Origin of the sequence: Enterobacter sp. V89_11 (assembly GCF_029967775.1) — a bacterium.
Lineage (GTDB): Bacteria > Pseudomonadota > Gammaproteobacteria > Enterobacterales > Enterobacteriaceae > Enterobacter > Enterobacter ludwigii.
Window position 1 is genome coordinate 59588 of the sequence record NZ_JASCAN010000008.1, and the last position, 12406, is coordinate 71993.

The window sequence follows — 12406 nt, forward strand, 5'->3', positions numbered from 1 at the left end:
AACGGGGAGGGGGGAAAGTGTGCCGGGTAAGCGAAACGCTACCCGGCATAAGAACTAACGCAGCTGTTGTTGACGAATCGTCGCTTTCACCAGACGCCAGGCGCTCCAGGCACCAAAGCCGCGGCGGGCCCAGCGGATCAGCATATTTGGATGACGAACCGTCCAGATAGCCATCACGCTGCTTCCGACCAGCGCCCATGAGCGCAGGCTCAGGAAGGTATTCCAGCCCCGGTCAAAACGACGCGTCGCGTCAACCCAGTCGCGACGACTGGCAGACAAATCCAGCCGTTGCTGCTGGATCTGACTGAGCAGGAATGCTTTTCGCTTCTGACGTTCGGCTTTATCGCTCACGGCTTGTCATCCTCCAGCAGGGCGCGATCGTTGGCCAGTTCCTGGCGCGTATGGCGCAGGAAAGTGGATTTGCGTGCTTTACGCATCGTCCATATGCCGCCAATCAATGCCGCAACCAGCAGAACAACGGTGGTGGCAATCATCGCGTTGAGTCGATATTGCGGGTCAATGGCCCAGATGATTAACACCATCAGGCTCATCAGACCAAACGCGGCGAAGAGCATGGTAAGCCCGAGCATCAGCAGCATCTGGAAAAGGTTCGCTTTCTCCTCTTCCAGTTCAACCACTGCCAGCCGGACGCGCGTTTCGGCAATCCCGACCAGCGTCGTCAGAATACGCTGGCCGATGCCGAGGACGTTATTAGCAGGCCCTTGTGCGTGACGAGGATCTTCCATATTAACGACGCGTCAGGAGGACACCCAGTACCACACCTACCGCGGCACCAATCCCTACACCCGTCCACGGATTATCGCGAACATATTCGTCCGCGCGAGCTGCCGCTTCGCGGGTCTGTTTCGCCAGTGCATCACCGGTTTCACCCAGGCGATAACGGCTCTCTTTCAGCGCCTGCTCAGCTTTGCTGCGCAGTTTGCTGACCTCTTCTTTTGACTTATCTGCAGAGGAGTTCAGCACCTCTTCCAGGGTATCGGCCAGGGATTTCAGTTCAGCGCGCAGATTTTCAGACGTCGTATCTTTTGACATGATTCTCTCCTGTTGAGATTTCCGTTAACTCAATAATCGCGAGCTTCCAGCGCTTTCAGGTCGTCCTGCGCTTCTTTCAACTTCTTCTCGCGCTTAGCAATTTTTTCCGCATCCCCTTTCTCTTTCGCTTCCTGCAGGTCGTGACGGCGCTCGGCTATCTCGTCCTTCTGTTCAGCGATTTTTTTCTGGTGATCGGCACGTAGCTTGCTGTCAGAACAGTTCGCTTTCACTTCGCTCAGCGCTTTTTTGAGACCCTCAACACGATGCTGATTGTTATGCTTTTCGGCATAACTGATCTCACGCTGAATATCCTGTTCTTTCTCCTGACAGAGAGAGTTGGCGAAGGACGCTGTGCTTAAAGAAAAAAGGGCCAGAGCCAGAGTAATGCGGAATTTCATTATCGAAACCTTCCATTGTGTTGCGGCGTGAGCCGCTATCCAGAGTCAAGCGGAGTACATACATGGGGTGCTCCGCGTACTTAAGCATAGTAAGTAAACGGGGGATTCACCAAAGTGAGTGAAAAGATTCGGAATCCTGGTAATTATCCAAATCTATGCGACGAATCGCGAATCAGTGACAGCCAGGCTGCAGGCTGGTTGTCATCTTCCTGCTGGGCAATGATATAACCGTGCGGCAGCGTACGGTCGAGCACCACTTTCGCGGCGGCACTCTGCGCGCGGGAATCAAACTTAATCAGTAAAACATCGTCCTGCGGGGTGATGCTCTTAAAGCGGATGCCGTTGGCATCAAGATGATGCCACACCGAAAAACCGTCAGGCACGCTGACACCCTGACTCACCGGGCGAATGGCCAGCGTCGATTCCTGATGCGAAAGCGTCGTCCAGGCCAGGAACATGAGGCTGAGCAAGCCCAGGGCAATCATGGCCACGGCAAAACGGCGCACGGCAAGCGGTGAGATAACCATCGTTAACCTCTGGCCCCGTATTTCTTCTTCCACAGCACCACCAGCGAACCGACCAGACCAAAGACCAGCAGAACCACCGGTAACAGCATCAGGCAGGACATGAGCTGATCTTCATATTTCATGAAGACCGGCGTTTTGCCCAGCGCATAGCCCAGCGTGGTCAGGATCAGAACCCACAGCAGGCCGCTCATCCAGTTGAAGAACTGGAAGCGGGTGCTGCTTAATCCGGAAAGACCCGCAATGGTAGGCAGCAGGGTGCGTACAAAGGCGATAAAGCGGCCGATCAGGAGCGCGGAAAGCCCGTGCTTATGGAAAAGATGGTGCGCCCGCTGGTGATAATGCGCAGGAAGGTGGGAGAGCCAGTTCTGCACCAGACGCGTATTGCCCAGCCATCGTCCCTGGATATAGCTCACCCAGCAGCCAAGGCTGGCGGCGATGGTCAGTAATAAAATGGTTTGCGGAAAGGCCATTGCCCCTTTGGCACACAGCACGCCGACGAGCACCAGTAAGCTGTCGCCCGGTAAAAAGGCAGCAGGCAGTAAACCGTTCTCAAGGAACAGAATCATAAATAAGACGAAGTAGAGCATGCCAATCATGGAAGGGTTGGCCAGCGTTTCAAAATCCTGCGCCCAGAGGGCATGCAGTAGTTGGGTCAAAAGTTCCATTCAGTGTTCCTGGAAATCGGTTAACGTCACGCCTGTTATCCGGGACAAACAGCACGGCGACATTGTTGTGATTTCATTATGGTCGCTCGCGGACACATTGAGGTGTGGCCAACACTGTTCCCTGTTAATTGGCTGGTTAGCAAGCACTAACTTACAAAATAACGAATTGAATCCAATTGTAACAAAGCCCAAGGTTCTGCGTCACAGAATTTGCAGGGGTGTGATGATTTTGGCGTAAGCCATGGAGGGGAGCGAGGGGATTTACAAAGGCTGACACTATATATGTTTTGCTTACCCACCTCTGCCAGAAGGCGCAGCGAAGCGCCTGCCAGCGAAAAGGTCAACTATTTTGCCGCACTGGCTGCCGTATCGAGATGAACGACAGGATTATCGGCAAAAAGATAGCGGTCAGCGTTAAATTCGAAGTCATCGCTGGTTTCATTGAACAGCATCTGCTTGGTGTTTTCCAGGTGCTGCCACATCGCCAGTTTTGCCGCATGGGGATCTTTGCGAATCAGCGCTTTAAGGATCTGATCGTGATCGTCGCACCAGTTATCCACGGTGCGGGAATCGATGTGATCGTGCAGTTTTTTCCAGTACGGGTTGTGAACGCGCTGAGTCCACATTTTTTCCACGATTGCCGCCAGCGCCGTGTTTTGCGTTGCCAGCGCGACCTGAACGTGGAACTGCAGGTCCCACTCTGAATCACGGAAACATTTTTCCTTGCGCGCGTTTTCCTGGATTTCCATCAGCTTCATGATGTCCTGCTTGGTCACCTGAGTCGCTGCAAATTCCGCAATATTGCTTTCGATAAGCTGGCGCGCCTGGAGCAGTTCAAACGGACCGTAGCTGGCGAATTCGAGACTTTCGTCGGCGACCGGGGAGTGTTTCGGCTGATTAGAAATCACGTGAATGCCGGAACCTTTGCGAACTTCAACGTAGCCTTCCACTTCCAGCATGATAATCGCTTCACGCACCACGGTGCGGCTTACGCTTTTTTCATCAGCGATAAAGCGCTCAGCGGGGAGTTTATCACCGACAAGGTAGACACCTTGCTCGATGCGATCTTTCAGCTCGGCAGCAAGTTGTTGATATAAACGACGTGGTTCGGTGATTTCCATATGCGCTCCAGGCAGGGTACGGCGGATTATTTGTTATACCACTTTTGCGTGCCAGTCTCCAGATTTTGCCATGAAAAAAGCCGCCCGGAGGCGGCTTCTGTGACATCAGGAGGGGCGCTAACTTTGCGTTGCCGGTCCCCCCAGGGACTCTTTTAGCACCTCTTCTGCCGACTTACTTTTCAGCACCGTCCAGATAACCACTGCACCCATCAGGTCGAAGATAGCCAGTACGGCAAACAGCGGGCTGAAGCCGATGGTGTCCGCCAGTGCACCGACCACCAGAGCAAACAGGGTGCTCGCCGTCCAGGCAGCCATACCGGTCAGGCCGTTAGCGGTAGCCACTTCGTTACGCCCGAAGACGTCAGAAGAGAGCGTAATCAGCGCACCGGACAGTGACTGGTGAGCAAAACCACCGATGCACAGCAGGGCGATTGCCACATACGGGCTGGTGAAGAGGCCGATCATGCCCGGGCCAATCATCAGCACTGCGCCCATCGTCACGACCATTTTACGGGAAACGATCAGGTTCACGCCAAACCAGCGCTGGAATAGCGGAGGCAGGTAACCGCCAACGATACAGCCCAGATCGGCAAACAGCATTGGCATCCACGCGAACATCGCAATCTCTTTCAGGTTAAAGCCGTAGACCTTAAACATGAACAGCGGGATCCAGGCGTTGAAGGTCCCCCAGGCGGGTTCGGCGAGGAAGCGCGGCAGGGCGATACCCCAGAACTGACGGGTACCCAGAATCTGCCAGACCGTCATTTTTTTGCCGTTGTTGGTCTGATGCTGAGCTTCCTGACCCCCAATGATGTATTCGCGTTCGTCTTCAGACAGTTTTTTCTGATCGCGCGGGTGTTTATAGAAAATCAGCCACGCCATGGCCCACGCAAAGCTCAGTACACCAGAGATAATGAACGCCATCTGCCAGCTGTGCATCACGATTGCCCACACCACCAGCGGTGGTGCAATCATCGCACCGATGGAAGAACCGACGTTGAAATAGCCGACGGCAATAGAACGCTCTTTCGCCGGGAACCACTCAGAGCTGGCTTTCAGCCCGGCCGGGATCATTGCCGCTTCCGCCGCACCTACCGCACCACGTGCCAGCGCCAGACCACCCCAGCTACCCGCCAGCGCCGTGGCGCCGCAGAAAATAGCCCAGGCGATGGCGAAGAAGGCGTAGCCGATTTTGGTCCCGAGAATATCCAGAACATAGCCTGCGACAGGCTGCATGATGGTGTAAGCCGCGGAATAAGCAGCAATGATGTAGGAATATTGCTGAGTGGAGATATGCAGCTCTTCCATCAACGTCGGGGCTGCGGCTGCCACGGTGTTACGTGTCAGGTAGCCCAGCACGGTGCCTAACGTCACCAGTGCGATCATATACCAACGTAACCCTTTAATTTTACGCATCTAAAACCTCATCGTTATGTTAATTCCGTGCCTTGCACGGCAACCTCTCGACCGTGTCCGGGAGCGGTTGTGTAACGGGAGGGGCTTAACCGGGAGATGTCCCGGAACGGCCCGAACCTTGCCATAAGTAAGCGTGCATAAGTCGGTATCCGTACCGTTAAAACCGATGTTTTCACACCGGGAATGCATTCCGTCGGCTTAGTGTTTGCGACGGCGAAAAGATAACTTGTCATACAACTTTAAAAGGTGAGTGACATCACAAATGCATGATTATTTGTAGGGACATTATGTGTTACGGATAAAGCCAGTTCTGGCGCGGCCTGGCGAAGGGTTTACCTCATTTGAGGTAATTAATTTGTCTGCGTTTATTGATCTAACTCACGAAAAAATGTTCTGTCTCTGGAAATTGGTGTGATAACTTTGCAGCATCTGAGCATAAGCTTTCTGACGCTCTCGTTACGAGGAAGACGATAATGACACCGTTTATGACCGAAGATTTTCTGTTAGATACCGAATTTGCTCGCCGCCTGTACCACGACTACGCCAAAGACCAGCCAATTTTCGACTACCACTGCCATTTACCGCCGCAGCAGGTTGCCGAAAATTACCGTTTCAAAAACCTGTATGACATCTGGCTGAAAGGTGACCACTACAAATGGCGTGCGATGCGCACCAACGGCGTGGCGGAGCGCCTGTGTACCGGTGATGCAAGCGACCGCGAGAAGTTTGACGCCTGGGCGGCGACCGTTCCGCACACCATCGGCAACCCGTTATATCACTGGACGCACCTTGAGCTGCGCCGTCCGTTCGGCATCACCGGAAAGCTGCTCTCCCCGGCTACCGCCGATGAAATCTGGGATCGGTGCAATGAATTACTGGCGCAGGATACCTTCTCCGCCCGCGGTATCATGAAGCAGATGAACGTGAAGATGGTGGGGACCACTGACGATCCGATTGACTCCCTGGAACATCACGCGGTGGTCGCCCGCGATACCTCGTTTGATATTAAAGTGCTGCCAAGCTGGCGTCCGGATAAAGCCTTTAATATCGAACAGGCGACATTCAATGATTACATGGCGAAGCTGGCGGAAGTGTCTGACACCGACATTCGTCGTTTTGCAGACCTGCAGAGCGCGCTGACCAAACGTCTGGACCACTTCGCGGCACACGGCTGTAAAGTCTCTGACCACGCGCTGGATGTGGTGATGTTTGCGGAATCGAATGAAGCCGAGCTTGATAGCATTCTGGCACGTCGCCTGTCCGGTGAATCCCTGAGCGAGCACGAAGTGGCACAGTTCAAAACGGCGGTGCTGGTCTTCCTCGGTGCGGAATATGCTCGTCGCGGTTGGGTGCAGCAATACCACATTGGTGCCCTGCGCAATAACAACCAGCGTCAGTTTAAACTGCTGGGCGCGGACGTGGGCTTCGACTCCATCAACGATCGCCCGCTTGCGGAAGAACTTTCTAAGCTGCTGAGCAAACAGAACGAGCAAAATCTGCTGCCAAAAACCATCCTCTACTGCCTGAACCCGCGCGATAACGAAGTGCTGGGTACCATGATCGGTAACTTCCAGGGTGAAGGTATGCCAGGCAAGATGCAGTTCGGTTCCGGCTGGTGGTTCAATGACCAGAAAGACGGGATGGAGCGTCAAATGACGCAGCTGGCACAGCTGGGTCTGTTAAGCCGCTTTGTGGGCATGTTGACCGACAGCCGTAGCTTCCTTTCTTACACGCGCCACGAATATTTCCGCCGCATTCTGTGCCAGATGATTGGCCGCTGGGTGACCGCGGGTGAGGCCCCTGCCGATATTCAGCTGCTGGGCGAAATGGTGAGAAACATCTGCTTTAACAATGCGCGCGACTACTTCGCCATTGAACTGAACTAAGGCCGTTTGAGGTTGATATGCAATACATCAAAATCCATTCGCTGGATAACGTTGCCGTCGCGCTGGCGGATCTGGCCGAAGGTGAAGTTGTCACCGTTGATAACCAGACGGTAACCCTGCGTCAGGCGGTGACTCGCGGGCATAAGTTTGCCGTGAAGCCGATCGCCCAAGGAGACAACGTTGTTAAATACGGTCTCCCGATTGGTCATGCGCTGGCGGATATTGCGCCGGGTGAGCATATTCATTCCCACAACACCCGCACCAATCTGAGCGATCTGGACGAGTACAGCTATCAACCTGATTTAGCGGCAGAAGAAGCGCAGGCGGCGGATCGCGAGGTACAGATCTACCGCCGGGCGAACGGTGAGGTGGGGATCCGCAACGAGCTGTGGATCCTTCCCACCGTCGGCTGCGTGAATGGGATCGCGCGTCAAATCCAGACACGTTTCCTGAAAGAGACCCACGACGCCGAAGGTACGGACGGTGTGCACCTGTTCAGCCACACCTACGGCTGTTCTCAGCTTGGCGACGACCACATCAACACCCGCACCATGCTGCAAAACATGGTCCGCCACCCGAACGCGGGCGCGGTGCTGGTGATTGGTCTGGGCTGCGAGAACAATCAGGTGGATGCGTTTCGCGACACGCTGGGTGAGTTTGACCCCGAGCGCGTGCACTTTATGGTGTGTCAGCACCAGGATGATGAAGTGGAAGCGGGCATTGAGCACCTTCACCAGCTGTATGAGGTGATGCGTCACGACAGGCGTGAGCCGGGCAAGCTGAGTGAGCTGAAGTTCGGCCTGGAGTGCGGCGGGTCTGATGGCCTGTCCGGGATCACCGCGAACCCGATGCTGGGCCGCTTCTCAGATTATGTGATCGCCAACGGCGGTACGACGGTGCTGACAGAAGTGCCGGAAATGTTCGGCGCTGAACGTATTCTGATGAGCCACTGTCGCGACGAAGAGACGTTTGAGAAGACCGTCACCATGGTGAACGACTTCAAACAGTACTTTATCGCCCACAACCAGCCGATTTATGAAAACCCGTCTCCGGGTAACAAAGCGGGCGGGATCACCACGCTTGAAGAGAAGTCTCTCGGTTGCACGCAAAAAGCGGGTGCCAGCCCGGTGGTTGATGTCCTGCGCTACGGTGAACGTCTGAAAACGCACGGTCTGAATTTGCTCAGCGCACCGGGTAACGATGCGGTTGCGACCAGCGCGCTGGCCGGCGCCGGCTGCCACATGGTGCTGTTCAGCACCGGGCGCGGGACACCGTACGGTGGCTTTGTGCCGACGGTCAAAATCGCGACCAACAGCGAGCTGGCAGCGAAGAAAAAACACTGGATCGACTTTGATGCAGGCCAGTTAATCCACGGCAAAGGGATGCCGCAGTTACTGACGGAATTCGTGGATACCATTGTAGAGTTTGCCAACGGCAGACAGACCTGTAACGAGAAGAATGACTTCCGCGAACTGGCGATCTTCAAGAGTGGCGTGACGCTGTAAGTGTGGTGCGGGTGATGCCCTCAACCCTGTGGAGAGGGTCAAACACTAAAACGGCAACCTTCGGTTGCCGTTTTGCTTTACGTTTGTCACCGGGCTTTTGTTTACCCGCGTAACGCGTTCTTCGCTAAACGCGCGTCTTCCGCCTGGCATGCCGCTGCGGTGAACAGCACGTCCGTTGAGGAGTTCAGCGCGGTTTCGCAGGAGTCCTGCAATACACCGATGATAAAGCCGACGGCCACTACCTGCATGGCAATCTCATTCGGGATACCGAACATATTGCACGCCAGTGGGATCAGCAGCAGCGAACCACCCGCCACACCCGATGCACCACACGCACACAGCGACGCCACCACGCTCAACAACAGCGCCGTGGGCAGATCGACCGGAATGCCCAGCGTATGCACAGCCGCCAGCGTCAGCACGGTAATGGTAATTGCCGCACCCGCCATATTCACGGTCGCACCCAGCGGGATGGAAACCGAGTAGGTGTCGCGATCCAGATTCAGCTTCTCCGCCAGCGCCATGTTAACCGGAATGTTTGCCGCAGAGCTGCGGGTGAAGAATGCATACACACCGCTCTCGCGCAGGCAGGTTAACACCAGCGGATACGGGTTACGGCGGATCTGCCAGAACACCAGCAGCGGGTTAATCACCAGCGCAACCAGCAGCATGCAACCAATCAGTACCACCAGCAACTGCGCATAGCCCAGCAGTGCGCCAAAGCCGGTGGTCGCCAGTGTGGAAGAGACCAGACCGAAGATGCCGATTGGCGCAAAGCGAATCACAATTTTGACCATAAAGGTCACGGCGTTCGACACGTCGTTGACCAGGTTTTTCGTTGTTTCGTTGCCGTGACGCAGGGCAAAACCAAGACCGATCGCCCAGACCAGGATGCCGATGTAGTTAGCGTTCATCAGTGCCGTAATCGGGTTAGAGACCATGCTCATCAGCAGGCCGCGCAGCACTTCCACAATACCGGATGGCGGGGTGATATCACCCGCAGCGCTGGTCAGGTGCAGCGAGGACGGGAACAGGAAGCTGAAAACGACGGCTGTTAAGGCTGCAGAGAAGGTGCCCAGCAGATACAGGAACAAGATAGGGCGAATGTTGGTTTTTTGTCCGTGTTGATGATTGGCAATTGACGCCATGACCAGCATCAGCACCAGCACCGGTGCCACGGCTTTCAGTGCGCCAACGAAAATGGTGCCAAGCAGCCCCGTCGCTTCCGCAGCCGGTTTTGACACCATTGCCAGCAGAATCCCCAGTACCAGCCCTACCAGAATTTGTTTAACGAGACTGCCTTGCGCCAGGCGCGCAAAGAGACCAGTTGATTGTGTGCTCATAAAAATTCCTAAGTGAAATTGCGTTCCATCCTTTATGTGCTCTAAGTCACATTTATGTCCGGATGTAAGAAAATGTTTGCCTGGTTGAGTATAGGGAAACCGGATGCGGAGGGAAGCGTAAAATGCTGCATTTTACGTGTTGCGTCATAGTTTTTAACTATTCATTTACAAAAGTGTGCTGGCCCTCTCCCTGGGGGGAAGAGGGCCAGCGTAAAGGCAGCAGGAAGGACCGTAATTACTCCACCTGTTGCTTCTTATCGTGCTGACGATTAACCCAGGTATTGATAAGCAACGTCACGATCAGAATGCCAAACACCACACCGAGCGAGATAGCGATAGGGATGTGGTAGAAATCGACAATCAGCATCTTGATACCGATAAACACCAGGATCACCGACAGACCATATTTCAGCATTGAGAAGCGCTCAGCCGCGCCTGCCAGCAGGAAGTACATGGCACGCAGACCGAGGATGGCGAACAGGTTAGATGTCAGCACAATGAACGGGTCAGTGGTGACCGCGAAGATAGCCGGAATGCTGTCTACCGCGAAAATCACATCGCTCAGCTCAACCAGAATCAGCACCAGCAGCAGCGGCGTGGCAAAAAGCAGGCCGTTCTTACGCACGAAGAAGTGCTCGCTCTCGATCTTGTCGGTCATGCGCAGATGACCACGGATCCACTTCACCAGCGGACGGTCTCCAATGGCGGAGCCATCTTCTTTTGCCAGCGCCATTTTGATCCCGGTGAACAGCAGGAATGCGCCGAAGACATACAGCAGCCATTCGAACTGCGTAATCAGCCAGCTTCCGGCGAAGATCATAATCGTACGCAGGATAATCGCACCCAGCACGCCGTACACCAGCACGCGACGCTGCAGGGCCGCAGGCACGGCAAAGTAGCTGAACAGCATCAGCCAGACGAAGACGTTATCGACCGCCAGGGCTTTTTCAATCAGATAGCCGGTGAGGAACGCGAGCGCCTGAGGATCGGCAACCGCGCGGCCTTCCGTTGAGGCCAGGTACCACCAGAAGGCAGCACAGAAGAGCAGGGAGAGGGTGACCCACACCAGTGACCAGGCCGCAGCCTGTTTCATCGTCATGCCATGTGCGCCGCGACGCCCCTGCAAAAAGAGGTCGATCGCCAGCATGATGAGCACGACAACCGCGAATCCGCCCCACAACATGGGAGTGCCGACAGAATGCATACTATTTTCCTTACACATAAAAAACAAAAACGGCCATGGTCAGAAGACGATAGCCGTTAGCTTTTTATGCATAGACCTCGCCTTCCGGCAAGGTCTCACTTACAACCAAAAAGACGGGCTTTTTGATTGCCCGGCGACCGGATGCGGTTTTGCACGCATCGTAATGACGATCCACCGGCAAGGAAGTTACTCCCCTTTGCAGGTAACAAAATATGTCAGACCAGTGATTTCGTCAATGGTCTGCACCGTTTCATTACACAGCTTTACGCGACAGCTTCTGCACCCACGCCATCTGCAGGGAAGACCACGCCGGTTTGACGGCGGATCTCGGTTTGCAGTTTCGCCGTGGTGCGGCTGACCGCCAGCCCAGGGTGATTCACTTCGTTGTCTTCCACCAGACGGGCGAAGACCTCTGCCTCATAGAGCATAGTGTTAATATGCTGAGGCTGCGTCAGCTCCTGCGCTTTGCCGCCGCGTGGGACAATGCTCAGCTTCTGACACTCGGAAATCTTCTCGATAACCAGTGAGCCCGCTTCGCCCTGAATTTCGCTGGGCAGAACGGAATCGCTCACCTTGGAGTGCTGCAGCGTAACGCTGAAATCACCGTAATCCAGCACCACGATGCCGTGCGCATCCACACCGCTTTCCAGCAGGCTGGCCGTGGCGGTGACGCCGTGCGGCTCGCCCCACAGCGCCACGGCAGAGGCCAGACAGTAAAAACCGATGTCCATAATCGAGCCATTAGAGAAGGCCGGGTTAAAGGTGTTCGGGTTTTCACCGTCCAGATAACGCTGATAGCGCGACGAGTACTGGCAGTAATTAATAAACGCTTTACGCACTTTGCCAATCTTCGGCAGAGACTGCTGTAACAGCAGGAAGTTTGGCAGGCTGGCGGTTTTGAACGCTTCGAACAGTACCACCTGATTGTCGCGGGCAAGCTGAATCGCGGCTTCCACTTCCTGAATGTTCGAGGCCAGCGGCTTCTCGCAAATCACATGTTTTTTATGGCTGAGAAACAGCGACGTTTGCGGAAAGTGCAGGGAGTTTGGGCTGGCGATGTAGACCGCGTCAATGGCGTCACTTTGCGCCATCTCATCGAGCGACGTGAACAGATGTTCAACCAGATAGTCGTTCGCGAAACTCTGCGCCTGCTCCAGGCTGCGGGAATAGACTGCGGTGAGCTTAAATTTGCCGGTTTCATGGGCGGCGTCGACGAACTGGCGGGTGATCCAGTTCGTGCCAATAACTGCGAAACGTATCATAAACGTTTACGTACTCCGTAGCAGGG

At 54.8% G+C, this 12406-nt stretch carries 13 protein-coding genes; 2 read left to right on the forward strand and 11 right to left on the reverse strand.

All coding sequences use genetic code 11. From position 1 onward, the window contains the following. Positions 1-54: 54 nt before the first annotated feature. The 8 genes from QLG09_RS08245 to QLG09_RS08280 all read right to left on the reverse strand — a co-directional run bounded on the left by QLG09_RS08245 (position 55) and on the right by QLG09_RS08280 (position 5180). Positions 55-351, reverse strand: a complete 297-nt coding sequence (locus QLG09_RS08245) for a YqjK-like family protein (protein WP_020883574.1) — start codon at positions 349-351, stop codon at positions 55-57. Then, positions 348-746 carry a phage holin family protein gene (locus tag QLG09_RS08250; RefSeq protein ID WP_013098867.1) on the reverse strand — a complete coding sequence of 133 codons (399 nt, stop codon included), beginning with the start codon at positions 744-746 and terminating at the stop codon, positions 348-350. Before QLG09_RS08250 ends, QLG09_RS08245 begins: the two co-directional genes overlap by 4 nt. Before the next feature lies 1 nt (position 747). Then, positions 748-1053 (reverse strand): YqjD family protein, encoded by a 306-nt coding sequence (locus QLG09_RS08255; RefSeq protein WP_003862645.1) that lies wholly within the window; start codon positions 1051-1053, stop codon positions 748-750. Between the two features lie 29 nt (positions 1054-1082). Then, positions 1083-1451 carry a DUF1090 domain-containing protein gene (locus QLG09_RS08260; RefSeq protein ID WP_014171729.1) on the reverse strand — a complete coding sequence of 123 codons (369 nt, stop codon included), beginning with the start codon at positions 1449-1451 and terminating at the stop codon, positions 1083-1085. 143 nt (positions 1452-1594) lie between these two features. Beyond that, positions 1595-1978: an EnvZ/OmpR regulon moderator MzrA gene (mzrA, locus tag QLG09_RS08265; RefSeq protein ID WP_020883575.1), complete on the reverse strand. Its 384-nt coding sequence runs from the start codon at positions 1976-1978 to the stop codon at positions 1595-1597. Positions 1979-1980: 2 nt separating this feature from the next. Further along, positions 1981-2643: a DedA family general envelope maintenance protein YqjA gene (yqjA, locus tag QLG09_RS08270; protein ID WP_014171727.1), complete on the reverse strand. Its 663-nt coding sequence runs from the start codon at positions 2641-2643 to the stop codon at positions 1981-1983. 344 nt (positions 2644-2987) lie between these two features. After that, positions 2988-3764, reverse strand: a complete 777-nt coding sequence (gene exuR / locus QLG09_RS08275; RefSeq protein WP_014171726.1) for a transcriptional regulator ExuR — start codon at positions 3762-3764, stop codon at positions 2988-2990. Between the two features lie 117 nt (positions 3765-3881). Continuing rightward, the gene (locus tag QLG09_RS08280) at positions 3882-5180 is read right to left on the reverse strand and encodes an MFS transporter (RefSeq protein ID WP_138278318.1); all 1299 of its coding nucleotides are present in this window, start codon (positions 5178-5180) and stop codon (positions 3882-3884) included. Between the two features lie 473 nt (positions 5181-5653). Between QLG09_RS08280 and uxaC the strand changes: the two genes are divergently transcribed. Together uxaC and QLG09_RS08290 are read left to right on the forward strand one after the other, a co-directional pair. After that, positions 5654-7066 (forward strand): glucuronate isomerase, encoded by a 1413-nt coding sequence (gene uxaC / locus QLG09_RS08285; RefSeq protein WP_040018780.1) that lies wholly within the window; start codon positions 5654-5656, stop codon positions 7064-7066. 17 nt (positions 7067-7083) lie between these two features. Further along, positions 7084-8571 (forward strand): altronate dehydratase family protein, encoded by a 1488-nt coding sequence (locus QLG09_RS08290; protein WP_014171723.1) that lies wholly within the window; start codon positions 7084-7086, stop codon positions 8569-8571. Positions 8572-8672: 101 nt separating this feature from the next. Here the strand turns inward: QLG09_RS08290 and sstT are convergent, their stop codons facing one another. The 3 genes from sstT to QLG09_RS08305 all read right to left on the reverse strand — a co-directional run bounded on the left by sstT (position 8673) and on the right by QLG09_RS08305 (position 12380). After that, a complete protein-coding gene (gene sstT / locus QLG09_RS08295; RefSeq protein WP_014171722.1) occupies positions 8673-9914 on the reverse strand; it encodes a serine/threonine transporter SstT in 1242 nt (413 codons plus the stop codon). A gap of 235 nt (positions 9915-10149) precedes the next feature. Next, positions 10150-11118: a TerC family protein gene (locus tag QLG09_RS08300; RefSeq protein ID WP_025202952.1), complete on the reverse strand. Its 969-nt coding sequence runs from the start codon at positions 11116-11118 to the stop codon at positions 10150-10152. Positions 11119-11381: 263 nt separating this feature from the next. After that, positions 11382-12380, reverse strand: a complete 999-nt coding sequence (locus tag QLG09_RS08305) for a Gfo/Idh/MocA family oxidoreductase (RefSeq protein WP_049023339.1) — start codon at positions 12378-12380, stop codon at positions 11382-11384. Between the last annotated feature and the right edge of the window lie 26 nt (positions 12381-12406).